This window comes from Pannonibacter anstelovis (assembly GCF_036881715.1).
In the GTDB taxonomy this organism is placed as follows: Bacteria; Pseudomonadota; Alphaproteobacteria; order Rhizobiales; family Stappiaceae; genus Pannonibacter; species Pannonibacter anstelovis.
On sequence record NZ_JBAKBF010000004.1, the window covers coordinates 163,744 to 189,170 of the forward strand.

The 25,427-nt window shown below is 63.0% G+C and carries 24 protein-coding genes; 16 read left to right on the forward strand and 8 right to left on the reverse strand.

Going from position 1 to position 25,427, the window contains the following annotated elements:
• Positions 1-154 precede the first annotated feature (154 nt).
• The 8 genes from V6L75_RS08325 (at position 155) to V6L75_RS08360 (ending at position 9,507) form a co-directional block, all read left to right on the forward strand.
• Positions 155-1,012, forward strand: coding sequence for a GNAT family N-acetyltransferase (locus tag V6L75_RS08325; protein WP_334251042.1), 858 nt, complete (start codon positions 155-157; stop codon positions 1,010-1,012).
• Positions 1,013-1,062: 50 nt separating this feature from the next.
• Positions 1,063-2,439, forward strand: a complete 1,377-nt coding sequence (locus V6L75_RS08330; RefSeq protein ID WP_334251043.1) for an aminotransferase class III-fold pyridoxal phosphate-dependent enzyme — start codon at positions 1,063-1,065, stop codon at positions 2,437-2,439.
• Between the two features lie 4 nt (positions 2,440-2,443).
• Entirely contained in the window at positions 2,444-3,358 is a 915-nt protein-coding gene (locus tag V6L75_RS08335; protein ID WP_334251044.1) for a 2-hydroxyacid dehydrogenase, read from the forward strand.
• Between the two features lie 228 nt (positions 3,359-3,586).
• A complete protein-coding gene (locus V6L75_RS08340; protein WP_334251045.1) occupies positions 3,587-4,303 on the forward strand; it encodes an HAD-IA family hydrolase in 717 nt (238 codons plus the stop codon).
• A 68-nt stretch (positions 4,304-4,371) separates the two neighbouring features.
• The gene (locus V6L75_RS08345; RefSeq protein ID WP_334251046.1) at positions 4,372-5,985 is read left to right on the forward strand and encodes an ABC transporter substrate-binding protein; all 1,614 of its coding nucleotides are present in this window, start codon (positions 4,372-4,374) and stop codon (positions 5,983-5,985) included.
• Between the two features lie 74 nt (positions 5,986-6,059).
• Positions 6,060-7,013, forward strand: a complete 954-nt coding sequence (locus tag V6L75_RS08350) for an ABC transporter permease (RefSeq protein ID WP_334251047.1) — start codon at positions 6,060-6,062, stop codon at positions 7,011-7,013.
• Positions 7,010-7,849, forward strand: a complete 840-nt coding sequence (locus tag V6L75_RS08355) for an ABC transporter permease (protein ID WP_334251048.1) — start codon at positions 7,010-7,012, stop codon at positions 7,847-7,849. The genes V6L75_RS08350 and V6L75_RS08355 overlap by 4 nt, the downstream gene beginning before the upstream one ends.
• Positions 7,849-9,507: an ABC transporter ATP-binding protein gene (locus V6L75_RS08360; RefSeq protein ID WP_334251049.1), complete on the forward strand. Its 1,659-nt coding sequence runs from the start codon at positions 7,849-7,851 to the stop codon at positions 9,505-9,507. Before V6L75_RS08355 ends, V6L75_RS08360 begins: the two co-directional genes overlap by 1 nt.
• Before the next feature lie 232 nt (positions 9,508-9,739).
• On the opposite strand, the gene V6L75_RS08365 is transcribed toward V6L75_RS08360, so the two are convergent.
• Positions 9,740-10,216 carry an Lrp/AsnC family transcriptional regulator gene (locus tag V6L75_RS08365; protein ID WP_334251050.1) on the reverse strand — a complete coding sequence of 159 codons (477 nt, stop codon included), beginning with the start codon at positions 10,214-10,216 and terminating at the stop codon, positions 9,740-9,742.
• 209 nt (positions 10,217-10,425) lie between these two features.
• Between V6L75_RS08365 and V6L75_RS08370 the strand changes: the two genes are divergently transcribed.
• Positions 10,426-11,742, forward strand: a complete 1,317-nt coding sequence (locus V6L75_RS08370) for an NAD(P)/FAD-dependent oxidoreductase (protein ID WP_334251051.1) — start codon at positions 10,426-10,428, stop codon at positions 11,740-11,742.
• 56 nt (positions 11,743-11,798) lie between these two features.
• Here V6L75_RS08370 and V6L75_RS08375 read toward each other — a convergent pair whose 3' ends face one another.
• Entirely contained in the window at positions 11,799-12,662 is an 864-nt protein-coding gene (locus V6L75_RS08375; protein ID WP_334251052.1) for a GNAT family N-acetyltransferase, read from the reverse strand.
• Between the two features lie 73 nt (positions 12,663-12,735).
• Positions 12,736-13,779: a LacI family DNA-binding transcriptional regulator gene (locus V6L75_RS08380; protein WP_334251053.1), complete on the reverse strand. Its 1,044-nt coding sequence runs from the start codon at positions 13,777-13,779 to the stop codon at positions 12,736-12,738.
• A gap of 125 nt (positions 13,780-13,904) precedes the next feature.
• On the opposite strand from V6L75_RS08380, the gene V6L75_RS08385 reads away from it, so the two are divergent.
• Genes V6L75_RS08385 through V6L75_RS08395 form a run of 3 tightly spaced genes read left to right on the forward strand, consistent with a single transcriptional unit; the run spans position 13,905 to position 16,693 of the window.
• Positions 13,905-14,396, forward strand: coding sequence for a TRAP transporter small permease (locus V6L75_RS08385; RefSeq protein WP_334251054.1), 492 nt, complete (start codon positions 13,905-13,907; stop codon positions 14,394-14,396).
• Complete coding sequence (locus tag V6L75_RS08390) at positions 14,393-15,673, forward strand: TRAP transporter large permease subunit (RefSeq protein WP_334251055.1); 1,281 nt, start codon at positions 14,393-14,395, stop codon at positions 15,671-15,673. Before V6L75_RS08385 ends, V6L75_RS08390 begins: the two co-directional genes overlap by 4 nt.
• A gap of 42 nt (positions 15,674-15,715) precedes the next feature.
• On the forward strand, positions 15,716-16,693 hold the full coding sequence (locus tag V6L75_RS08395) for a TRAP transporter substrate-binding protein (protein ID WP_334251056.1): 978 nt from the start codon (positions 15,716-15,718) through the stop codon (positions 16,691-16,693).
• Positions 16,694-16,963: 270 nt separating this feature from the next.
• Here the strand turns inward: V6L75_RS08395 and V6L75_RS08400 are convergent, their stop codons facing one another.
• From V6L75_RS08400 to V6L75_RS08420, 5 genes are all read right to left on the reverse strand, one after another.
• A complete protein-coding gene (locus tag V6L75_RS08400; protein WP_334251057.1) occupies positions 16,964-17,980 on the reverse strand; it encodes a LacI family DNA-binding transcriptional regulator in 1,017 nt (338 codons plus the stop codon).
• A 66-nt stretch (positions 17,981-18,046) separates the two neighbouring features.
• A complete protein-coding gene (locus tag V6L75_RS08405; RefSeq protein ID WP_019965589.1) occupies positions 18,047-18,385 on the reverse strand; it encodes a hypothetical protein in 339 nt (112 codons plus the stop codon).
• On the reverse strand, positions 18,382-19,269 hold the full coding sequence (locus V6L75_RS08410; RefSeq protein ID WP_334251058.1) for an NAD(P)-dependent oxidoreductase: 888 nt from the start codon (positions 19,267-19,269) through the stop codon (positions 18,382-18,384). Before V6L75_RS08410 ends, V6L75_RS08405 begins: the two co-directional genes overlap by 4 nt.
• On the reverse strand, positions 19,266-19,772 hold the full coding sequence (locus tag V6L75_RS08415; protein WP_334251059.1) for a gluconokinase: 507 nt from the start codon (positions 19,770-19,772) through the stop codon (positions 19,266-19,268). Before V6L75_RS08415 ends, V6L75_RS08410 begins: the two co-directional genes overlap by 4 nt.
• Complete coding sequence (locus V6L75_RS08420) at positions 19,772-20,527, reverse strand: SDR family oxidoreductase (protein WP_019965592.1); 756 nt, start codon at positions 20,525-20,527, stop codon at positions 19,772-19,774. The genes V6L75_RS08415 and V6L75_RS08420 overlap by 1 nt, the downstream gene beginning before the upstream one ends.
• A 100-nt stretch (positions 20,528-20,627) precedes the next feature.
• On the opposite strand from V6L75_RS08420, the gene V6L75_RS08425 reads away from it, so the two are divergent.
• The 4 genes from V6L75_RS08425 (at position 20,628) to gndA (ending at position 25,090) form a co-directional block, all read left to right on the forward strand.
• On the forward strand, positions 20,628-21,575 hold the full coding sequence (locus tag V6L75_RS08425) for a 2-hydroxyacid dehydrogenase (RefSeq protein WP_334251060.1): 948 nt from the start codon (positions 20,628-20,630) through the stop codon (positions 21,573-21,575).
• 11 nt (positions 21,576-21,586) lie between these two features.
• Positions 21,587-22,618, forward strand: a complete 1,032-nt coding sequence (locus V6L75_RS08430) for an L-idonate 5-dehydrogenase (RefSeq protein ID WP_334251061.1) — start codon at positions 21,587-21,589, stop codon at positions 22,616-22,618.
• A 178-nt stretch (positions 22,619-22,796) separates the two neighbouring features.
• On the forward strand, positions 22,797-23,687 hold the full coding sequence (locus V6L75_RS08435; RefSeq protein ID WP_334251062.1) for an SMP-30/gluconolactonase/LRE family protein: 891 nt from the start codon (positions 22,797-22,799) through the stop codon (positions 23,685-23,687).
• Positions 23,684-25,090: an NADP-dependent phosphogluconate dehydrogenase gene (gene gndA, locus V6L75_RS08440; protein WP_334251246.1), complete on the forward strand. Its 1,407-nt coding sequence runs from the start codon at positions 23,684-23,686 to the stop codon at positions 25,088-25,090. Before V6L75_RS08435 ends, gndA begins: the two co-directional genes overlap by 4 nt.
• Positions 25,091-25,427: the final 337 nt, after the last annotated feature.

Below are 25,427 nucleotides of genomic sequence, written 5' to 3' on the forward strand. Positions count from 1 at the left end.
CAGCCTCCCCCCTACTTCCGCCGCCGCGGCAGATCATGCTTTGAAACACCCGGCGAACAGCGGAACATACTGCCAGCACGGAGGCCTAGGGCGGTAAGTTTGCCTGTGCGGGGCATAGGCTCACTTCATTACACATCTACCAGCGCAGGTTCACATGCTGACCGATGACACACTGACCATCCAGCCGATGGGACCGGAACACCTCGCCGGGGCACTGCGCCTGTCGCAAGCCGAAAAGTGGCCTCACCGTGCAGAGGACTGGAGCCTCTTCCACAGCCTGTCGAAAGGCACTGTCGCTATCGAGAATGGTGAAGTGGTCGCCACCGCGCTGACGACACCTTTCGGCGACGCAGCGACCATCAACATGATCATCGTAGACGGGCGCATGCGCGGGCGCGGCCTGGGCCGCAAGATGATGACCAGCGTCATGAGCATGCTTGAGCCGAAGCAATGGCGGCTGGTCGCAACGAAGGATGGTCTGCCCCTTTATGAGAAGCTCGGCTTCCGTGCGGTGGGCGAGATCTTCCAGCATCAGGGCATTGCACAGGCTCCGGAACAGGCTCCGGCCCTTGCCGCAGAAGGCACTGATGGCCTGCATCTGGCAAACCCTGGGGATGCAGCCGTTCTGGCGCAGCTCGACAAGGCTGCCACCGGCATGGACCGGATGGCGCTGATCAACGCACTGCTCCAGCTCGGCAAGATCTTCACCATCCGTGAGAATGGCCAGATCACGGCCTATGCCGCCCTGCGCCCCTTCGGGCGCGGCGAGGTGGCAGGCCCCGTCATCGCCCGCGACACGGATCAGGCACGCATGCTGCTGTCCTGCTGCCTGACGGAATGCGAAGGCCGCTTCCTGCGGGTGGACACAGGCGTGGAGACAGGCCTTGCCCCCTGGCTCGCTGAGCATGGCCTGGCCCATGCAGGCGGCGGCATCGCCATGCGGCTCGGTGCTCCCACAGAAACTTCCGGCCCGGTTCACACATTCGCCCTCGCCGCGCAGGCGCTTGGCTGAACGGACAGTCCGGTGGCCTGAGGGCCGGCCGGAGCAGAAAGGACATTCCCATGCTTGCCAACTCGCTGGTCGAACTCGACCGTGCCCATCTCATCCATCCGGTTGCCAGCTGGCGTGGCCACGAGGCCGCAGGCGTGCGCGTACTGAAATCTGCCAAGGGCGCAACCGTGACGGACGCCAGCGGCCGCACCCTACTGGATGGCTTTGCCGGGCTGTGGTGTGTCAATGCCGGATACGGGCATGAAAGCATCATCGAGGCCGCCACGAAGCAGCTGCGCGAGCTGCCCTATGCCACGGGCTATTTCGGCCTCGGCTCGGAACCCGCGATCCGCCTTGCCTCGCGTCTTGCCGAGCATGCACCGGGCGATCTCAGCCATGTCTATTTCACGCTTGGCGGCTCGGATGCGGTGGACACCACGGTCCGCTTCGTGCGCTATTACTGGCAGGCCAAGGGCCAGCCGCAGAAGGAGCATTTCATCTCCGTCGAGCAGGGCTACCACGGCTCCACCACCGTTGGCTCCGGCCTCACGGCCCTGCCTGCCTTCCATGCCGGTTTCGGCGTGCCCTACACTTGGCAGCACAAGATTCCCTCGCACTACAGCTACCGCAACCCGGCCGGGGATAGCGCGGAGGCGATCATTGCCGCCTCGCTGGCGGCCCTGAAGGCCAAGGTTTCGGAACTGGGCGGCGCAGAGAAGGTCGCGGCCTTCTATCTGGAGCCAATCCAGGGCTCGGGCGGCGTCATCGTGCCGCCGGAGGGCTGGGTCAAGGCCATGCGCGGCGCCTGCAAGGACATGGGCATCCTGTTCATCGCCGACGAGGTGATCACCGGTTTCGGCCGCACCGGCCCGATTTTCGCCTGCCTTGAGGAAGGCATCGTGCCGGACATGATGACCACCGCCAAGGGCCTCACCTCAGGCTATGTGCCCATGGGCGCGGTGTTCCTGTCGGACCACATGTATCAGGTGATGGCGGATGCCGCAGGCGCGGCTGCCATCGGCCACGGCTTCACCTATTCCGCCCACCCGGTCAGCGCGGCTGTCGGTCTGGCGGTTCTGGATCTTTATGAGAACGGCCTGTTCGACAACGGTGTGAAGATGGGCAACCTGCTGCAGCAGGGCCTTGCCTCGCTGGCAGACCACCCGCTTGTGGGCCAGGTGCGCGGGCGCGGCATGCTGGCGGCGGTGGAACTGGTCACCGACAAGGCAAAGAAGACGCCGCTTCCTGCGGCCGCCAAGCCTGCCACCCGCATCTTCGACCGGGCCTGGGAAAACGGTCTTGTCATCCGCGCCTTTGCGCAGGGCGTGCTCGGCTATGCCCCGCCGCTGTGCTGCACGGAAGACGAGATTGCCCAGATCGTCGCGCGCACAAAGCTGACCCTCGACCAGACACTGGCGGACCCGGACGTCCGCGCGGCGATGGCCTGACCCGGTGGCGGTCCTCTATACTTCAGAGGCAAGGCGCGGCGAGATATTCGCCGCGCATTTTGCCGCCGAACTGCCCGCCCTGCCCTTCTACCGCAACGAAGCCCCCGACCCGGCGGCGGTGGAATATCTCGTCGCATGGACGGCACCGCAGGATGTTGGCACCCTTTACCCCAATCTCAAGCTGCTGTTTTCGGTGGGCGCAGGTGTCGACCAGCTGAACCTTGCCGCCCTGCCGCCGCACGTGGGCGTGGTGCGCATGCTGGAGCCAGGCCTTGCCGAGCAGATGAAGGAATATGTGACGCTCGCTGTCCTTGGCCTGCACCGGGACCTGCCGCGCTATATCAGCCAGAAAACTGCCAGCCTCTGGCAATCGGGACGCAATGTTCCGGCGCGGGAACGGCGCGTGGGCGTCATGGGCCTTGGCCAGCTGGGCAAGGCAGTGCTGGAAGCCCTTGCCCCCTTCGGTTTTCCGCTGGCCGGCTGGAGCCGCAGCCCGCAGGATATTCCGGGCGCCGGGACCTTCACGGATCTTCCCGCTTTCCTCGCCCGCACGGATATCCTCATCTGCCTGCTGCCACTGACGGCAGAGACAGCGGGTCTTCTGGATGCGAAGCTCTTCGCCCAGCTGCCGCGCGGTGCGGCGCTGGTACATACAGGGCGCGGCCGCCAGCTGGATCACGATGCCCTGCTGGAGGCACTCGCCAGCGGTCAGCTTTCCAGCGCCTGGCTGGACGTGACAGATCCGGAACCGCTGCCGCCGGAGCATCCCTTCTGGCAGCACCAGCAGATTGTGCTGACACCGCATGTCGCCTGTCAGACGCGGGCCGATGATGGCGCAAGGCACGTGATCGCGGGTATCCGTGCACATCAGGCAGGATTACCGGTGCCCGGCCTCATTGATCGCACCAGAGGCTACTGAAGCTCCATACGCGGCAAAGTGTCATAAAACAGCATATTGTGCCGAAGCTGGGTTGGATTCGGAGCATATACCGCGCGAAAGACCCGCAAACTGATCTGCAGAACTCAAGGTAGTGCATACAAAACGCAAGCCAAGCCCGCAAAACAGACCGGGCCAACAAAACTGGCAGAAAATGCCGGATACCAACCAGAGAACGCCGCAGCTTCTGCGGCAGATACGGGGCTCTATATGACGGCACGGCCTCTCGCTGCGTTCCGCTACATGACATTTGATGTCGTCGGAACGCTCATCGACTTTGAAGGCGGGCTAATATCCGCCCTGTCGCAAATTGCGGCAGATCAGGGCGTAAGCCTGGATGGCGAGGAAGCCCTCACCCACTACCGCGCCGCCCGCTACATGCCGGACGCGCTGCGCTTTCCGGATGACCTTGCCCGCGTCTACACGGTTATCGCCCCAAAGCTAGGGCTTGATCCCGCTCCGGCACATGGCGAGAGGTTGAAGGCCTCCGTTGCAGACTGGCAGCCCTTCGCCGATAGCGTAGAGGCACTGGCTGCGCTCAAGAAGACCTACCGCCTGATCGCCATGACCAATGCGCAGCGGTGGGCTTTCGAACACTTCAATGAAAAGCTCGGCCATCCCTTCCATGCGGCCTTTACCACCGATGACACGGGGACGGAAAAGCCGGATCCCGCCTTCTTCCAGCAGGTCTTCCGCTTTGTGGAGCAGGAAGACGCGGACAAGAACGCGATCCTGCATGTGGCACAGAGCCAATATCACGACATCGGCATCTCCCGCAGCCTTGGCATGACCAACTGCTGGATCGAGCGCAGGCATGCCCAGCCGGGATACGGCGGCACCATTGAGCCCGCGCAGTTCACGAAGCCGGATTACCACTTCACCTCCATGGCCGGGCTTGCCGCGGCTGCGGAGGCCGGGGCCGCCTGACAGCCGGCAGGCAGGTACGCAGCGATAAAAACAAAAAGCCGGGCATATCTACGACAAGGGGAACACTGATGAGCAAATTCGAAATCAACAACTGGACCCGCAACGATGATGCGATGGTCGAGGACGCAATCCGCCGCGGCGCAAGCCGCCGCGACATCATGCGCATGTTCCTTGCAGGGGGCATCGGCCTTGCCGCTGGCGGCTCGCTGTTTGCCCGTGCCACCTCTGCCCTCGCTGCCACGCCGGTGAAGGGTGGCCACTTCAAGGCCGCCGGCTGGTCCTCGTCCACCTCGGACACGCTGGACCCGGCCAAGGCCTCGCTCTCGACCGACTATGTGCGCTGCTGCTCGCTCTATAACCGCCTCACCTTCCTCAGCGATGGCGGCAAGCTGAGCATGGAGCTGGCCGACAGCATTGAAAGTTCGGACGCCAAGGTCTGGACCGTGAAGCTGAAGTCCGGCGTCACCTTCCATGACGGCAAGTCGCTCACCTCTGCCGACGTGGTCTTCTCGCTCAAGCGCCATCTCGACAAGGAGACCGGCTCGAAGGTCAGTGCCATCGCCAAGCAGATGCAGGAAATCAAGGCCGTTGACCCGCTGACCGTTGAGATCACGCTGGAAGCCCCCAACGCCGACATTCCGACCATCCTGGCCATGCACCACTTCATGATCGTGCAGGACGGCACCACCGACTTCAGCAAGGGCATCGGCACAGGCGCCTTCAAGCTGGAAAGCTTCGAGCCGGGTGTGCGCTCGCTGATGAGCCGCAACGAGAACTATTTCAAGCCGGGCGGCCCGAATGTCGACAGCTTTGAGTATTTTGCCATTCCCGATGAAATGGCCCGCGTCAGCGCCGTCATTTCCGGTGACATTCATGTAGGCGCAACCATCAAACCGCAGTCCATGCGTCTTCTCGAAAGCGCCAGCGGCGTTGATCTGGTGAAATCCACAGCCGGCAACTACACCAACCTGAACTTCCGCATGGACATGGAGCCGGGCAGCAAGTTCGACCTCATCGAAGGCGTAAAGTACCTGATCGACCGCGAACTGATCCAGATGTCGGTGATGCGCGGCCTTGCGGAGGTCGCCAATGATCAGCCGATCCCGCCGATGAACGCCTATCGCAATACCGACCTGAAGCCGCGGTCCTATGATCCGGAAAAGGCCAAGTACCACTTCGAGAAGGCAGGTCTTCTGGGCCAGACGATCCCGGTCGTTGCCTCCGATGCAGCCACTGCCTCCGTCGAAATGGCCACCGTCCTGCAGCAGGCAGGCAGCAAGATCGGCATGAACTTCGACATCCAGCGCGTGCCGTCCGACGGCTATTGGTCCAACTACTGGCTCAAGGCTCCGGTCCACTTCGGCAACGTCAACCCGCGTCCGACGCCGGACATCCTGTTCTCGCTGTTCTATGCCTCCAACGCCCCCTGGAACGAGAGCCAGTACAAGTCTGAAAAGTTCGACCGCATGCTGAACGAGGCCCGCGGCGAGCTGGACAACGAGAAACGCAAGGCGATCTACGGTGATATGCAGGTGATGGTGGCCAACGAAGCAGGCACCGTTATCCCGGCATACCTCTCCAACGTGGATGCAAAGCAGAGCAAGGTAAAGGGTCTGGAGCCGAACCCGCTGGGCGGCCAGATGGGCTATGCAATGGCAGAGTACGTCTGGCTCGAAGCCTGACAGTCTGCCAGCATCGAACCGGAGGCGCATGCCGCCTCCGGTCCTCTCTTTCCTTTTCTGCAGAGGCTGCCTGAATGTCGGGGCAAATCGCTTTCCTGGTTCTTGGACGGCTCGGCGTGACATTGCTCACGCTGCTGATCGTGTCCTTCGTAGTCTTTGGCGCAACCCTCCTGCTGCCGGGCGATGTGGTGGAAATCTTGCTGGGGCAGGCCGCCACGCCCGAAGCCGTCGCCGGCCTGCGCGAGGCCATGCATCTCGATTCTCCCGCCATCATCCGTTATGGCCAGTGGCTGTTGGGCATGGTCCAGGGCGACTTTGGAATGTCTTATGCCAACAACATGCCAATTGGCGACATGATCGGCGGCCGCCTTGCCAACACGCTGCGCCTTGCAGCGGTAACAACTGCCATCGCGGTTCCCCTGGCCCTGTTTCTCGGTATCACCATGGCTGTCTACAAGGGCTCATTCTATGACCGGGCCGTCACGACCACCGTGGTTTCAGTGATCTCCGTTCCCGAATTCATGATCGCCACCTTCTCCGTGCTGGTCTTTGCCGTGTGGCTGCGCTGGCTTCCTGCCCTGTCGCTGGCCAATGACGTAAGCAGCCTTGGCCAGCTTCTGAAGGTATTTGCCATGCCGGTGATCACGCTGACCTGCGTCATCTCGGCCCAGATGATCCGCATGACCCGCGCCGCCGTGATCGAATCCCTGAAAATGCCCTATGTGGAAATGGCGCTTCTCAAGGGGGCCTCGCGCAGCCGCATGGTTCTGCGCCACGCCCTGCCCAATGCCATCGGCCCGATTGCCAATGCGGTCGCCCTGTCCCTGTCCTACCTGCTGGGCGGCGTGATCATCGTCGAGACGATCTTCAACTATCCGGGCATCGCCAAGCTGATGGTGGATGCGGTGGCCACCCGCGACCTGCCGCTCATCCAGAGCTGCGCCATGATCTTCTGCTTCGGCTTCCTGCTGCTGATCACCATCGCCGACATCATCGCCATTCTCTCCAACCCGAGGCTGCGCAAATGAGCCAGATGCCCGTTTCCTCGCCCCGCTTCGGATTCCGGATCAACACCACCGGCATCGTTGCTGGACTGATTATTCTGTTCTGGGCGCTCGTGGCCATCGCTGGCCCCTCGATTGCCCCTTACGCTCCCGGCGATATCGTCGATTTCGATTTCTACGGACCCATCTCGGAAAAGCTGTGGCTTGGCTCGGACTATCTCGGCCGGGACATCTTCTCCCGCATCCTGCTGGGCACGCGCTACACTGTCGGCATTTCCTTTGCCGCCGTTTGTATCGCCTGTTTCTCCGGCGTTGTCCTGGGCATGACGGCCGCCGTCACCGGCGGCTGGTTCGACACTGTGCTGAGCCGCGTTCTGGACGCACTGAACTCCATTCCGTCCAAGCTCTTCGGCCTCGTCATGGTCGCGGCAATTGGCTCATCCATTCCGGTGCTGATCGGCTTGCTGGCCGTGATCTACACCCCAGGTTCCTACCGCTTTGCCCGGGCTCTGGCAGTCAACTGCAACACGATGGATTACGTTACCGTAGCTCGGGCGCGCGGCGAGCGGACGCTCTATCTCATCTTTCAGGAAATCCTGCCCAACATCACCGGCCCGGTGCTGGCTGACCTTGGCCTGCGATTTGTCTTCATCGTTCTGCTCTTGTCGGGCCTCTCGTTCCTTGGCCTTGGCGTGCAGCCGCCCAATGCGGACTGGGGCTCACTGGTGAAGGAGAATATCGGCGGCCTGCCCTTCGGTGCGCCCGCAGTGATTGCGCCATGCCTTGCCATCGCCAGCCTGACGATCAGCGTCAACCTTCTGATCGACAACCTGCCAGTCAAGATCCGGGACCGCGCCTGATGACGAAACCTCTTGCCGAAATCCTGGATCTGCACGTCGAAGCCCGCACGGACTCTGGCCGCCGGGTGGAGATCATCAAGGGCGTCAGCCTGACCATCAACCCGGGCGAGATCGTTGCGCTGATCGGCGAAAGCGGATCAGGAAAGACCACGATCGCCCTTACGCTGATGGGGTACACCCGCACCGGCTGCAAGATCAGCGGCGGCAAAGTTCTGCTCGGCGGGCAGGACCTGGTCACCATGAGCGAGGCCTCGCGCCAGAAGCTGCGCGGCACGGATGTGGCCTATGTGCCGCAAAGTGCAGCCGCTGCCTTCAATCCGTCGCACCGGCTGATCGATCAGGTCGTCGAGGTAGCCAGCATCCACAAGCTGATGAGCCGGACGGAAGCCCGCGCCAAGGCCGTGGAACTGTTCCGTGCGCTCGCTCTGCCGGAGCCGGAAACCATCGGCGAGCGCTATCCGCATCAGGTCTCCGGCGGCCAGCTGCAACGCCTGGCCGCCGCCATGGCCCTCATTGGCGGCCCGCAGCTCGTCATCTTCGATGAGCCTACCACCGCGCTGGACGTGACCACCCAGATCGAAGTACTGCGCGCCTTCAAATCCGTCATGCGCAAGGGTGGCATGGCCGGGGTCTATGTCTCCCATGACCTTGCCGTCGTCGCGCAGATTGCCGACCGGATCATCGTGCTCAAGGGCGGTGAGATCCAGGAAGAGGGCTCTACGCAGCAGATCCTGCATGCTGCCACTCATCCCTATACGAAAGAGCTTCTGGCCGCCTTCCAGCCTGTGCCCTTCGCAGCTCCTGCTGAGGCTGAGGTGGACATGCCGGTCATGCGGCCAATTCTTGAGGTCAGCGGTGTCTATGCCGGCTATGGCCCGATCGAGCCGAACGGCCTGCCCTTCAAGACCGTGCTGAAGAACGTCAGCTGCAAGCTGGAGCGCGGGCATAATCTTGGCGTCATCGGCGAAAGCGGCTCGGGCAAATCCACCCTCGCGCGCGTCATCGCCGGTCTGCTGCCGCCCGTGCGCGGCCATGTGCAGCTCGACGGTAGAGAACTGGATCCGAAAGCCAGATTGCGCAGCAAGGAAGAACTGCGGCGCATGCAGATCGTCTTCCAGCTTGCCGACACGGCGCTGAACCCGTCCCGCTCCGTCGCCGACATCCTTGGCCGGCCGCTGGACTTCTACCACGGACAGAAGGGCGCTGCGCAGGAGGCCCGCGTTAACGAGTTGCTGGACATGGTGCAGCTGCCGCGCGCCTTGCGCCACCGCATGCCAGGCGAGCTTTCCGGCGGCCAGAAACAGCGCGTCAACTTCGCCAGAGCCCTTGCTGCCAAGCCCGACATCATCCTGTGCGACGAAATCACCTCAGCTCTCGACACTGTCGTCGCGGCGGCTGTGATCGAACTGCTGAAGGAATTGCAGCGGGAACTGGGCCTCTCCTACGTCTTCATCAGCCACGACCTCTCCACCGTCCAGTCGATCTGCGATCAGGTGATGGTGATGCAGCATGGCGAGATGGTGGAGCTTCTGGCCAACGACCAGCTTCCGGCCGGGGCCACGCACCCCTATTCCAAGCTGCTCTTCTCTTCCGTGCCGAAACTCGACACCGGCTGGCTCGACAGCCTGCCCGAGAACTTTGCCAGCACGGGATATTGAGAGGCTGGGTTCTGGGAGCTCAAGTTCTCGCCGGATCAAATCCGGCGGGGACATCCGCATGCCCCATTCCATCGTCACCCCGGACGCGACGAAGCGGAGATCCGGGGCCGGTGAGCCAAAACGCCTCGGCTTTAACTTTCTGACTTAACGGGCTCCTCGGCTCACCGCCCCGGATCGCACAAGTGCGTCCAGGCTGACGGCAGAGAAGAATAAGCAGCTGTCTGCCGCCCCCTCACATTGGGAAAATCGTCTTCAGCGGCAGGTGGGATTTCACGAAAGGCGACTTCATCACCACGAAGCTGAAGTACTTGTCGATGCCGATATCCATGTCGATCATGCGTTCCATGATCGCCTGGTAATCGCCAATGCTCCCGGTGACGAACTTCAAGAGGTAATCATAGCCGCCCGAGATCAGGTGGCATTCGATGATTTCCTCCACCCTTTCTGCCGCCTGCTGGAAGCGGTCGAAGTCCATCTTGCGATGATTCTTCAAGGTGATTTCGGTGAAGACGGTGAGCGTCGGACCGAGCCTGGCAAGGTCGATCTGCGCCGCATAGCCGGTGATATAGCCTGCCTGCTGCAGCTTCTTGACCCGCATAAGACAAGGGCTGGGTGACAGGTGAACCAGTTCCGCCAGCTCCACATTGGTGATGCGGCCATTTTTCTGCAGCTCGTGCAAAATACGGATATCGATCCGGTCCAGCTTCATGATGCCCTCTTACAATACGCAGAGAGTAAGCAGAAAATGCCGGATAGGCAATCAGCCAAATTCCCCTGAATATAAAAACTTTTCTCCAGCCCCAGAAACGCTCTCAGCTAGCATCACTGCAGATTCAGCAGAAAATGCCGCAACAGGGCATCACTGCAGTAGCCATGCCTGACAAGCCGCCGCTAGGGTGCAAGCCAAAGGAGCCTTACATGCGCGTACCCCTGCTGACAGTCGAGACCGCCGGAGACATCCCTGCCGAGGCCGATGTTGTAGTCATCGGCGCAGGCATTGTGGGAACATGCGCCGCCTACTACCTCGCAAGGCGCGGTGTGAAGGTGGCGCTGGTGGAAAAAGGCCGCGCTGGTGCCGAGCAATCCAGCAGGAACTGGGGCTGGTGCCGCCAGCAGAACCGCGATGCACGCGAGCTTCCGATGGCAACCCGCAGCCTCGCTCTGTGGGACGAGCTGGCGGCCGGGATCGGCCCGGGCCTCGGCTTCCGCCGCTCTGGCCTGCTGTATCTGTCCAACAACGAGGCCGAGATCGAGGGCTGGGCGCGCTGGCGCGATTTCGCCCGCACTCAGAACGTCGTCACCCACATGCTCACCGCCGAAGAAGCCGCGGAGCGCGGACGGGCGACAGGCAAGAGCTGGAAGGGCGGCGTCTTCTCCCCGACCGACGGCATCGCTGATCCGTCCAGTGCCGTGCCGCTGATTGCAAAGGCCATTGAAGCCCACGGCGGCCGCGTGTTGCAGAACTGCGCCGTGCGCGGACTGGAGCTTTCTGGCGGACGCGTCAGCGGTGTAGTCACCGAACGGGGCACCATTCGTACAAAGACGGCCGTGATGGCAGGCGGCGCCTGGGCCTCCAGTTTCTGCCGCCAGCTCGGCATCCGCTTTCCGCAGGCGTCCGTCCGAGCGTCCATCCTCTCTGTCAGCGAAGCTGAAGGCATTCCGGATGCATTGCACACGGCGCGCGTTTCGCTGACGGCCCGCAAAGGCGGCCATACTCTCGCCATTTCCGGCCGCGCCCGCGTGGATCCGACCGCGCAGATGCTGCGATTCGGCACCACTTTCATTCCGATGTTCCTGAAGCGGCACAAATCCCTCGCCGTCGGCGGCCTTGAGGGCCTGCGCAGCGGCCATGAGGGCCTGTCACGCTGGCGGCTCGACCGGGAAACACCGATGGAGCGCATGCGCATCCTCGACCCGAAGCCAGATCCATCTCAGATCCGCGAGACGCTCGCCCGGGCCCGCGAACTGATCCCGGCCCTCAAGGAAAGCCAGGTAACTGCCGCCTGGGCCGGCTATATCGACAGCACACCGGACGGTGTTCCGGCTATTGGAGAAACGCAGATCCCCGGCTTCGTGCTTGCCGCCGGCTTCAGCGGCCACGGCTTCGGCATCGGCACGGGTGCAGGCGAAATGATCGCTGATATCGTCATGGGCAAGGAGCCGGTGCTCGATGCCAAGCCCTATCACCCCTCCCGCTTCAGCGAGAGTTCCTGGGGCAAGGTTGCCGATTTCTGAGGTCTAAAGGGGCGGTCAAACCGGCGCTGCCGCCCCCCTCCATCACCCTATCCGGCTTAGCCTAAAGCGTGATTGACGAGACCGAAGGTGATGGCGGGGCCGCAATCAGGCACGCTGCCCAGGGTCATGGTCGTGACCGTGTCGAAAAGGCTAAGGCCAGCCTCATGCAGGAAGCGGCGCAAGGGACCGTCTTCAGCGCTCGTATCTATGCGCAGGAATACGCCTGGATGGGCTACCAAATGGGGACGGATGACGGTGATCGCATCCTCTTCTGTCTCTGCAACGACAGGCCCGATCACACGTCCGCGGCCAAACTCCCGGCTCAGAGCAAAACCAGCCACCTTGCCCTCGCGCAGGATAACCGTGCCCTCAGACAGCTCAAACAGCCGGTCAAACACCTGACAGCGGTCCGCACCATAGGCACTGGCGTCCAGCGCCACGATCTCCGGAGCATGCACAGGGAGCATCGGCACCGCCGTTCCGGGCCCATCAGGCACTTCTCCGGCCATGCCCTGATGCTGATAGACGGTCGCACGGGGAGTGAAGCCGAGCGACAGATACAGCCTGTAAGCCGCCTTGGTGGCATTGAGCATCTTGCCACGGTGTGCCGTTTCGGCCAGAACGTGACGCATCAGCCAGGCACCAGCCCCATGCTCCTGCAGCCGCGGCGACGTGATGACCATCCCAACAGTGGCAAGCTCTGGTCCCATGGGAAACCACATGGCTGAGCCCAGCACACGTCCGATCTCGTCGCGGGCGACATAGCCATGGCCAAGACTAATCGCGAGTTCCCAGTCCTTCGGACGGTGCGGCCAGTTGACGCCAATCGATAACTCATGCAACCGGGGAATGTCATCCGGCAGCATGTCCGTGCGGGTCACCTCGTAGGTGTCTAGCGTCTTGGTCAGGCCGGCCTGCACGCGCTTGCTCCCTGAAGTTGCGGTCAGGCCGAGTCTAACAGTTGACCACGGAATTTCGTGCTATTTCCGGGCGTTACGAAGCAGAATCTGCCACAGCCCGGTGTTTTTCCCATTGCGGCAGCAAGGGACGCGCCGTGTTGCCCTCTACAATCTGCAATCCGATCTCCTGATCTGGAACGGGAGAGTTCTTCCGGCAGAGCTGGAGCAGGCAGCAGGCCGCATCGCGCCCAAGCTGCAGGCGCGGCAGGTCAAGCGTAGTCAGACGAGTGCGGATGGAAAATGCATGCGACGTGCCATTGAACCCAATGACCGACACCTGCCCAGGCACATCGATCCCTGCCTCGAAAAGATAACGCAAGCCGCCTGCCGCCATCGCATCGTTGAGAAAGTGTATCCCCTCGACATCCGGCACGCTTTCCAGCAGCTGCCGGACCAGCAGGTTGCCGCTCTCCACCTGACGCGGCAAAGTGCCGCCATCCAGAACAGTCAGGCGCGCACCGGCGGCAGACACCTCCGCCGCAAATCCCTTGAAACGCTCGCGGGCGCATAGATCGGCATCCAGCTGCGAGCCTACATAAGCCAGGCACCTCAGGCCTGCATCCAGCAGCCGCCGTGCCGCCATGCGTCCGGCCCCGGCGTGGTCAACCCCCACGGCCGCATCAAGGCCGTCATTGCGCTGATCCCAAATCTGCACTGCCGGCACCTGCCGCCGCTCCAGCAGCACACGCGCTTTTTCCGTGCGCAGGATCCCGCCGGACACCAGCAAACCCGCAGGTTTCAGCGACAGCATGGTCCGCAGCAGGCTCTCTTCCAGCCCGGGATCGAAGAAGGTTTCGCCGATGAAGGTCTGCATCCCCTCTGGACGCAGCACGCCATGAATGCCGCCCAGAACCTCAGCATAGACATGGTCACTGATCGAGGGAATGAGAACCGCCACGAGCCTGCTGGTGCGAGAACTGAGCGCCCCCGCAAGCGAGTTGGGCACATAGCCCAGTTCGTCGGCCAGTTGCTTGATGCGCGCACGCGTTTCTGCACTCAGCCGCCCGGTATCCCTGAGCGCCTTGGATACGGTCATGGGACTGACGCCCGCCCGCGCTGCCAGATCGGCAATGGTCACGGGACGCTCTTCGGGAAGAGCTTGACGCTCAAATTTGTTATCGATATCATCCATGATGGGTTAACGATAACCCAAACGCACAACCCGTGCAATTTGAAGCATTCCAACTTCTGGGAGGAGGACGGATGCACAGCATAATCCGCCTCATCTGGCGCTCGATCGATCTCATCATGGCGGCACTTCTGACCGCGATGATCGCCATCGTCTTTGCCAATGTCGTCCTGCGCTACGGTTTCTCGTCCGGCATCCGCGTTTCGGTGGAATTGTCGCGCCTGTGGTTCGTCTGGGTGGTCATGCTCGGTGCTGCCGTCACCCTGCGCCGGGGCGAGCATCTTGCGCTTGCCGAATTCGCTGAAGCCGCATTCCCGAAGTACACCGGCCTCCTGCGCCGTGCCTGCTGGCTCGTGATCCTTGGCACCGTGCTGCTGCTGTTCTGGGGCAGCATGAAGCAGACCATCATGAACATGGCCAACATCTCGCCCCTCACAGGCCTGCCCTCCGGGCTGTTCTATCTGTCCGGTGTTGTTTCCTCGGTGCTCATGGCCGCCATTGCAGTGGTCCGCATCATCAACCCTGACAGCGTGAAGCAAGTCCTTGCGGAGGATGGCGCGGAATGACCCTCGTTCTCTTTCTGGCCGTCCTGATCGGTGCGATTTTGCTCGGCCTGCCGGTTGCGTTTGCCCTGCTGCTTGCCTCCATGGCCCTGATGCTGCAGATGGATCTGCTCAGCACCGATATTCTGGCGCAGAATCTCATCAACGGTGTCGACAACTTCCCGCTGCTGGCCATCCCCTTCTTCCTGGTCGCCGGTGAAGTGATGTCGCGCGGCGGGTTGTCCGCGCGTATCGTTCGCCTCGCCTCCTCGCTCGTCGGCCACCGCAAGGGCGGGCTCGGCTATGTAGCGATCATGACGTCCATCGTGCTGGCTGGCCTTTCCGGCTCGGCCGTGGCCGACGCCGCCGCACTCGTCTCGATCCTTTATCCGATGATGCGCGACGGAAACTATCCGGAAGGGCGCAGCCTTGGCCTGCTGGCTGCTGGCGGGATCATTGCGCCGATCATCCCCCCCTCCCTGCCGCTCATCCTCATCGGCGTTGCAGGCAACATCTCCATTGCAAAGCTCTTCCTCGCCGGCATTGCGCCAGGGCTGATGATGGGCCTGACGCTGGTGCTCGTCTGGAGCCTCATGATCCGCAGGGAAAACCTGGAGGTCCTGCCCAAAGCCTCTGGCGCGGATCGCTGGAAGGCCCTCAAGGAAGGTATCTGGGCACTGCTGCTGCCTGTCATCATCATCGGCGGCATCCGCACCGGCGCCTTCACGGCGACGGAAGCGGCGGTGGTTGCGGCGGTTTATGCGATCCTCGTCTCCACGCTGATCTACCGCGAGCTGACATTCCGCGACTTCCTGCAGGTTCTGATCAGCGCCGGCCGGTCCACGGCGATGGTCATGTTCCTCGTGGGCGCCGCCATGGTCGCCGCATGGCTGATCACCGTCGCGCAGCTGCCGCAGCAGCTTGCCGCCCTGCTCCAGCCACTGATCGACAGCCCGCGCCTCCTGATGCTGGTCATCATGCTGATCGTGCTGGCTGTGGGTATGGTCATGGATCTTTCACCAACAGTGCTGATCCTCGTGCCACTGTTCATGCCCGTCATTAAAATGGCTGGGATCGACCCCGTCTATTTCGGGCTCATGTTCATCATGAACTGCTCCATCGGTCTCATTACGCCGCCGGTCGGAACAGTTCTCAACGTCATCTGCGGCGTTGGCCGTGTTCCGATGAGCCGTGCCGTCAAAGGTGTCTGGCCCTTCGTGATCGCCTACGCCCTTCTGCTCGGCCTCTTCATCCTGGTGCCCGAGCTGATCACCGTTCCAGCCCGTTTCATGGGCGGATAAACGTACCTTGGCTCAACGCCATCATTCTGGGAGGAGTACAGCATGAAGAAAGTCCTGAAAGCTCTTGGTCTTGCCACTGCATTGACCCTGGCTGCTGTCAGCGCACAGGCGCAGACCGCGCTGAAGCTCGCACATGCAGCACCGGAAACGGATCTGCAGCAGAACCTTGCCGTGTTCTTCAAGGAGCAGGTTGAGGCCCGCACCAACGGTTCGGTGACGGTCAACATCTTCCCGCAGGGCCAGCTGGGCAATGATGCGGCCATGATCGACGGCACCCGTTCGGGCATCATCGACATTGCCATGTCGGGCCTCAACAACTTCACTGGCCTGGTCAAGGAAGCCGGTGTGGTCGAACTGCCCTTCATGTTCCCGAACCGCGAAGTCGCCTACAAGGTTCTGGACGGCGAAATCGGCCAGGGCATTGCCGCCAAGTTCGAGCCGCTGGGCATGAAGGTTCTCGGTTTCCCGGAAAACGGCTACCGCAACATGACCAACAGCCGCGGCCCGATCAAGACCCCGGCGGACCTTGCGGGCCTGCGCATGCGCGTCAACAACTCCAAGGCTCTGAACGACATGTTCACCCTGCTGAGCGCAAACCCGCAGCAGCTGCCGGTGGCCGAGCTCTACACCGCGCTGGAAACCGGTGTTGTGGATGCTCAGGATCATCCGATCGGCATCGTTCTGTCCTTCAAGTTCTACGAAGTGCAGAAGTACCTTTCGCTGACCCAGCACGCCTACTCCAACCTTGCCCTCGTCATGAACAACGACAAGTTCAAGAGCCTCACCGCTGACGAGCAGAAGGTCATCACCGAAGTGGCTGCCGAAGCCGTTGCCATGCAGCGCAAGCTGGCTCAGGAAAAGGAAGCCAGCATGATTGCCGAGCTGACCTCCGCCGGCATGATGGTCAACAGCGACGTTGACGCAGCTGCTTTCCAGGAAGTCGTCCGCCCGGTGTGGGATAACTTCATTGCCGAGAATGGCGACACCCTCGTCAACGCCATCGTCGCCCTGCAGAAGTAATCCGCAGCGCATGAGTGTTCAGAAGGGCGGTCCGGCAACGGGCTGCCCTTTTGTTTTCGGCGAGGATAAGCGAGACAAATCAATAAGTTTCATCATGCCATGGCTCGACCATGGCATCCACGCCGTTCCCCACCCGCACCGCACTGCCTCGAAACACCGCGCACCGTCATACAGCCCAATCTCATGCAGACACCGCTGAGATCAAAGGGAATGGATGCCATGATCAAGCCATGGCATGACTGAGGATGGGGCTGCCCACCTCGCAGAAACTCACACGCTGCTGCCGCGGATCTGCAGGACGGGCGCAATGGCGATGGTCTGCCGGGAGAGGGTCTTGCCGCCGAGAGCCTCGATGATGATGCTGGCGGCCTGCTCGCCGATCTGGCGCGGATGCGGGTTGATCGTGGTCAGCGAGGGAACGGAGATACCGGCGATCTCATAGTCACCGAAGCCAGCGATGGACATGCGCTCCGGCACCGGAACGCCCCGGCGCTGGCATTCGGTGAGAGCGCCGAAGGCAGACAGGTCAGACACGCAGATGACGGCTTCCGTGTCCGGCATTTCTTCCAGCAGCCGGCCCATGGCATTGGCGCCCTCCCGCATGGAGATGGGTGGCACACCGGCGGCGATCAGGCGGCCTGTGTCCAGACCATGAGCCTTCATCGCAGCGATAAAGCCGTTGCGGCGGTCCGTGCCGCGGGTATCCCTGTCGGCATCGCCGCCGATGAAGGCAATCCTGCGCAGGCCGTGCGCTACGAAGTGATCGACCATCGCCCGCACCGCAGCTTCGTTGGAAAAGCCGACGACATGGCCAATGGGCGCAGGCGGCAGATCCCAGGTTTCAACAACGGGGATGGCAGCGTTTTCCAGCAGCTTGCGGGCACGCGGCGTGTGTCTGCCGCCGGTGACCACGATTGCCTCCGGCCTGCGCTGCAAAAGCTGTTCGATCAGCTGCTCTTCGGCGTGAATGTCGTAATTGGTGTAGCCCAAAAGGATCTGGAGGCCATGCTCCTTCAACGTGTCGGAGAGGCCACCGGCCGTTTCGGCAAAGTTGGCGTTGTTCAGCGAGGGAATGCTGACGGCAACGAAGCCTGTGCGCTGCGAGCGCAGATTGGAGGCCGTGCTGTCGAAGACATACCCCAGCTCCTCGGCCGCCTGATGGATCGCCGTGCGCGTCGCCTCGGAGACCGAACTTCCGTCCTTGAAGGCGCGGCTGACGGTCATGGGCGACACACCCGCGACGCGGGCGACATCAGCCATCGTGGGCGGTTTGCGGGTCTGGCGCATCGGAGGCCGTGAAGCTGGGGTTAATCTGACCTTACGGTATTACCGCAAGGTGCTCCGGCTGGACAATCAGCCAGCCAGAACGTGGTCGTGTGCTGTGGTGATGTGGTGATGGATGCGGCCCGTGAAGAAGCGCTCCAGCACGGACTCGGTCGCGGCACGCGCTTCGGCCCGGATCGGGCTGGCGAGAGCGGCTTCAACCGTGGCAAGATCCGGATAGCTGATGGCGAGGATCATCGGATACTCCGGAGCGCCCTCGTCGCGGCTTTCTGCGAAGGTGACACGCACCGCCAGCGCGCCCGGGAAACCCTTCCACTTCGGCAGGATTTCAGACAGAACGGCCTCACGGAAGGCTGCGTCCTGGCCTTCATGAACCTTGCCCTCGAACAGGGCATAACGGGTGATCATTCGAAGTTCTCCTGGTTGGGCCCCTTGAAGAACTCCATCAAGGCGGCCTGATCTTCTCCGCCAAGGCCCGCTGCGGTCAGCATGCGGTGCACCTCGGCGCAAATGGCGGTCAGCGGCATGGCGGTGTGGGTCAGGCGGGCGAGATCCTGCGCGCCGTTGAGGTCCTTCACCATGTTGTCGATACGCCCCGTGCGGCGGTAATCGCGCGCAGCAAAGCGGGGCATGTACTCCTGCAGGATGGCACTGTCGGCGCGCCCGCCCTTGAGCGCCTGCGGAATGCGGGTCACCTCCACACCGGCGGCTTCCGCCAGCGCGGTTGCCTCGGCGACGGCCAGGAAGCCAAGGCCGCAGAGCACCTGGTTGATCAGCTTCGTGGTCTGGCCTGCACCCGCCGGCCCCATGTGGGTCTGGTTGCTGGCAACGCCGGAAAGCACCTGCTGCGCTTCCTTCACGTCTGCCTCTGCCCCGCCCTGCATTAGGGTAAGCTGGCCAATGGCCGCCTTCGGGATGCCGCCAGACAGCGGGCTGTCCACCCAGCGCAGGCCCTTTTCAGCTGCATCCGCAGCAAGCTGGCGCGTGGCTTCCGGATCGATCGACGACATGTCGATGATCAGCGTGCCCGATGCCGCCCCTTCCGCAACGCCGCCAGCGCCGAAAACGGCGGCACGGACGATGCGCGGAGCATTGAGGCTGAGGATTACGGCCTTGGCGCCAGATGCAGCTTCCGCAGCACTGGCAGCAGCCACAGCGCCCTTGGCCACGAGCACATCCACCTTGGCGGTGTCCAGATCGAACACCTTCAGCGCTGTGCCGGTTTCAACGAGGCGGGCGCCAATGGCACCGCCCATGGCGCCTGCGCCAATCAGCGCAACATGTCCAGTCATGCCTTGATCTCCTCCAGATTCAGCCCCTTGACGATGCCATCCACAAGCGCATCGAGCGGCTGGCTGATATCGGCAGTGAGCGCACCTTCGTCCGGCTGCGGCAGCTCCAGCGCCGCGAACTGGCTGTCGAGCAGCGACAGGGGCATGTAGTGCCCCGTGCGCTGCGCCATGCGCCCGGCGATGAGATCACGCGAGCCGGCCAGATGCACGAAGGTCACCGGCCCGCCTGCCAGTGCCCGGATGCGGTCGCGGTAGACCCGCTTCAGCGCCGAGCAGCCGATGATGAGCGGTGCCTTGTCCGCAAGTTCCCGGCCCACCTGATCGAGCCAGGGCCAGCGGTCCTCGTCGGTCAGGGGAATGCCGGAGCGCATCTTCTCGACATTGGCAGCCGGATGCAGGTCGTCACCGTCCCGGTAGGCAATGCCAGTGCGGGCGCTGATGGCCTCGCCCACGCTCGACTTCCCGCAACCGGCAACGCCCATGAGAATGATGCGGGTGCTCATCACAGCGAGGCCGTGATGCCGCCGTCAACGAACAGCACGTGGCCGTTGACGAAAGAGGCTGCTTCCGAAGACAGGAACACGCAGGCGCCAACCAGTTCCTCAACCTTGCCCCAGCGGCCCGCAGGCGTGCGCTTTTCCAGCCATGCGGAGAAGGCTGGATCGGCCACCAGCGCGGCGTTGAGCGGCGTGTCGAAGTAGCCCGGCGCAATGGCGTTGCAGTTGATGCCATACTTGGCCCAGTCGGTGGCCATGCCCTTGGTCAGGTTGCCGACAGCGCCCTTGGTGGCGGTGTAGGGGGCGATGGACGGGCGGGCGAGCGCGGTCTGCACGCTGGCAATGTTGATGATCTTGCCCTTGCCGCGCTTGATCATGTGGCGGGCAACGGCCTGACCCACATGGAAGATGCTGGCAATGTTGGTCTGCAGCAGGCGCTCGAAGGCATCCGCCGGGAAGTCTTCCAGCGGGGCGCGGTGCTGCATGCCGGCGTTGTTCACAAGAATGTCGATGGCGCCATTCTTCGCCTCGAAGGCATCGACGGCAGCGCGGACACCTTCGTGATCCGTCACGTCAAATGCGAGGGTTTCCGCACCCGGAATCTGGGCCGCAGCTTCGGCCAGACGCGCCGCATCCCGGCCATTCAGGACCACCTGCGCACCGGCCGCAGCAAGCCCCTTGGCAAGCGCAAGACCGATACCCTGCGAGGAACCGGTTACCAGTGCACGGCGTCCGGTCAGGTCAAATAGCTGAAGGCTCACTCTCTTCCCCTTTGTCAGAAAACCACTCGACAAGTTCGTCTGACCCTGTTTATGTTATCGATAACATTTGATGTCAAGCACGAAGCTTACGGAGACAAGAATGAGCAAGCCCCACCTCCTCCAGGTTGGACCGTACCCGGAGTGGGACCAGATTCCCCTTGATGAAGCCTTCACCGTGCACCGCTATTTCGAGGCGGCGGACAAGGCGGCTTTCCTTGCTGAAGTGGGCCCGCAAATCCGCGGCATCGCCACACGCGGCGAGCTGGGGGCCAATGCTGACATGATCGCAGCCTGCCCTAACCTGGAAGTGATCAGCGTCTATGGCGTCGGTTATGACGCGGTGGATCTGAACGCTGCCAAGGCTCGCGGCATCCGCGTGACCAACACGCCGGACGTGCTGACCAATGACGTTGCCGACCTTGGCGTTGCCATGATGCTGGTGCAGTCGCGCGGCATGATCGGCGCGGAAACCTGGGTCAAGGACGGCTCCTGGGCTGCCAAGGGGCTTTATCCGCTGAAGCGCCGCGTCTGGGGCCGCAAGGCTGGCGTGCTGGGCCTTGGCCGCATCGGCTATGAAGTGGCCAAGCGCCTCGCCGGTTTTGACATGGAGATCGCCTATTCGGACGTGTCCGCCAAGGATTACGCCTCCCAGTGGGAGTTCATTCAGGACCCGGTTGCACTGGCTGCCCGTTCCGACTTCCTGTTTGTCACCCTCGCCGCATCGGCTGCCACGCGGCACATCGTCGGCCCGAAGGTGATCGAGGCTCTGGGGCCGGAAGGCATGCTGATCAACATCAGCCGCGCCTCCAACATTGACGAAGAGGCGCTTCTGGATGCACTGGAGAGCGGCAAGCTCGGTTCGGCCGCGCTTGACGTGTTCGAAGGCGAGCCGAAGCTCAACCCGCGCTTCCTCAAGCTCGACAACGTGCTGCTTCAGCCGCACCATGCCTCGGGCACCATCGAGACCCGCAAGGCCATGGGCCAGCTGCTGCGCGACAACCTGACCGCCCATTTCGCCGGCAAGCCCCTGCCGACACCGGTTCTGTAAGGATCACACCCATGCGTGCCATCGTCATTCACGCCGCCAAGGATCTTCGCGTCGAAGAGCGCCCGGAGGAAACCCCGGGCGAAGGCCAGCTGCGCCTGCGCCTTGCCACTGGCGGCGTCTGCGGCTCGGACCTGCATTACTACAACCACGGCGGCTTCGGCACGGTGCGCCTGCGCGAGCCGATGATTCTCGGCCACGAAGTCTCCGCCTATGTGGAGAGCGTTGGCCCCGGCGTCACCGGATACACCGAAGGCCAGCTTGTGGCCGTGTCCCCGTCCCGCCCCTGCCGCGCTTGCAAGTACTGCCTTGAGGGCCTGCCGAACCAGTGCCTCAACATGCGCTTCTACGGCTCGGCCATGCCCTTCCCGCACATTCAGGGCGCCTTCCGCGAGGTGCTGGTGGCTGACCAGTTCCAGTGCGTCGACGCAACCGGCCTGACGCCGGGCGAAGCCGCCATGGCCGAGCCCCTGGCCGTGACCCTGCATGCCACCCGCCGTGCAGGCGACATGCTGGGCAAGCGCGTGCTGGTGACCGGCTGCGGCCCCATCGGCATCCTGTCGATCCTCGCCGCCCGCCGCGCCGGTGCGCAGGAAATCGTGGCGACGGACCTGTCGGACTTCACGCTGGCGCTGGCCCGCAAGGCGGGTGCAGACCGCACCATCAACATGGCGAGCGAACCGGACGCGCTGGCTGCGTACAACGCCGACAAGGGCTATTTCGACGTGCTCTACGAGTGCTCGGGCGCTGCCCCTGCACTGGCCGGCGGCATCGCGGCCCTGCGCCCGCGCGGCATCATCCTGCAGCTTGGCCTTGGCGGTGACATGAGCGTGCCGATGATGGCCATCACCGCAAAGGAACTGGATCTGCGCGGCTCGTTCCGCTTCCATCCGGAATTCGCCGTGGGCGTCAGCCTGATGCAGAAGGGCCTCATCGACGTGAAGCCGCTGATCACCCACACGGTTGGCCTCGACAAGGCAGAGGAAGCCTTCCTGCTGGCCTCAGACCGCAGCCAGGCCATGAAGGCACAGATCGCTTTCTCCTGACGCTTTCCGCAATCAACTGCCGCGCCCGGCACTCCACTGGCCCGCAAGGGCCGCCGGGCGCGGCCTTTCTCAAACTCAGACCGCCTCGTCGCGTAAACGCCTTTCTTGCCCACGCCTCAGGTGGTAACGCTACCTGCAATCAGGCCGGACCAGCGGCCCGCAGGGACAGGGAGGTTTCATGTCGTTCTTCGAGGTCATTGACCCGGTTTTCCAGACCTACGCCCTCGGCAATGCGCCGGTGAAGCGGATCGCCAACGGCTTTGACTGGGTGGAAGGCCCGGTCTGGTTCGGCGATGCCGGGCATCTGCTGTTCTCCGACATCCCCAACAACCGTATCATGCGCTGGACCCCGGACGGGGTGACCACCTACCGCGAACCTTCCAACTATGCCAACGGCCACACCCGTGACCGGCAGGGGCGGCTGATCTCCTGCGAGCATGGCACGCGCCGCGTCACCCGCACCGAATGGGACGGCTCGATCACCGTGATCGCTGACCGGTTCGAAGGCAAGCGGCTGAATTCTCCCAATGATGTCATCGTATCGCGCGACGGCGCCATTTGGTTCACCGATCCCCATTACGGGATCATGACCAACTATGAGGGCTTCAAGTCCGAGCAGGAGCTGCCCTGCGCGGTCTACCGGGTTGACCCCGACGGCACCATTGACAAAGTGATCGATGATATGGCCTGTCCCAACGGACTGGCATTCAGCCCGGATGAGAGTCTGCTCTATGTTGCCGATACCGGCCGCATGTTCGGCAGCGATCCCCAGCACATCCGGGTATATGCCATGAAGAACGGCAGACCCAGCGAGGGGCGTGTGTTCCACACGATCCAGCCAGGCTGTGCCGATGGATTCCGGGTGGACGAGGACGGCAATCTGTGGTCCTCGGCTGCTGACGGCGTCCACTGCATCGCCCCGGAGGGCCACCTCATGGGCAAGATCCTTGTGCCGGAACTGGTGTCCAACCTCTGTTTCGGCGGCAGGGCGAAACATCAGCTCTTCATCACGGCGACGACAAGCGTCTACTCCGTGATCCTGAACCGGAAAGGACTACAATGGCCATGACTTCGGCAGAGATCGGGCTCATCGGACTTGGCACGATGGGTGCCGCACTGGCGCTGAACATCGCCGAAAAAGGCTTTCGCATCGCCGTGTGGAACCGCACCACGGATGTGACCCGCCGCTTCCATGCGGAAGCCGGCGGTCTGGCCGCGAACGTGGTTCCCACCGAGAGCCTGAAGGAGCTGGTGGTGGCCATCAAGCCGCCGCGTGCCATCATCCTCATGGTCCCGGCCGGCAAGGCCGTGGATGACCAGATCGAGGCCCTGGCTCCGCTGCTCGACAAGGACGACCTGATCATCGACGCGGGCAACGCCAACTTCCACGACACCAACCGCCGCGCTGCCGCAGACCTAGGCGTCCGCTTCATGGGCATCGGCGTGTCGGGCGGCGAGGAAGGGGCGCGTCACGGCCCCTCGATCATGGCTGGCGGCAACCCGGCTGATTTCGAGCGGGTAAAGCCGGTTCTCACCGCCATTGCCGCCCGCCACGGTGACACGCCTTGCGCCACCTGGATGGGCGAAGCTGGCGCCGGCCACTTCGTCAAGGCCGTGCACAACGGCATCGAATATGCCGACATGCAGATGATCGCCGAAGTCTACGGCATCATGCGCGACGGCATGGGTCTTGGTGCCGCCGATGCAGCCGCCATCTTCCAGAAGTGGAACGAAGGCACCTTGCGCTCCTATCTGGTGGAAATCTCCGGCGCCGTCGCCGCCGCCACCGATCCGCTGACCGGCCAGCCGATGCTGGACGTGATTCTGGATGCTGCCGGGCAGAAGGGCACGGGCCGCTGGACCGTCATCGAAGCCCAGCATCTCGGCGCTCCGGTGCCGGTGATCGAGGCTGCCGTGATGGCGCGCAACGTTTCGTCCCGCGTGGACGAGCGCAAGGCCGGTGAAGCACTCTATGGCGCAGCCCCCCAGAAACTGGCGGATGCACCTTCCGCTGACGAGCTGGAACAGGCCCTCATCGCGGGCAAGATCCTGTGCTATGCGCAGGGCTTCACCATGATGACCGCAGCCTCCGCCACTTTCGGCTGGAACCTGCCGCTGCCGGAAATCGCCCGCGTGTGGCGTGCTGGCTGCATCATCCGCTCGGACATGCTGAACGACATGGCCAGCGCCCTGACGGAAGATGCCACGCGCAACCTGATCATGGCCCCGGACTTTGCCCGCCGCATCGAGGCAGCGCTTCCGGCCCTGCGCAAGATCGTCGCCCTCGGCGCGCTCAACGGCCTGCCGGTTCCGGCTCTGGCTTCGGGCCTTGCCTGGTTCGACCTGATGCGCACCGCACGCGGCACCGCCAACATGATCCAGGCCCAGCGCGACTTCTTCGGCGCCCACGGCTTCGACCGCCTCGACGGCAAGGACGCCCACCACGGCCCCTGGGGCCTCTCGGCTTCCTGACGACGAAACTGAACACTGCCCCTCCTTCAGGGGATGGGGCAGTGTTCAATTGAGACTCCAAAAGGGGCATACGAACAGCCCCACCACACATTCCGCGTCGTCCCGGACGAAGCGAAGCGGAGATCCGGGAACCACTCGCTTGCAGAGCGGCGAGACTGGACACGGCAAAGAGGCGTGCGCCGGACTGGTGACTGCCGCCCCGAATGTGACAAAAGCACCTCTCTGCAAACGAGTAGCCCCCGGCTCGCGCTGCGCTTGGCCGGGGTGACTCAGTGCCTGACCACAAGGCTTTGCCCATCGGCTAAGGTACTCACGAGGCTGAGGCAGAAGCACGCCC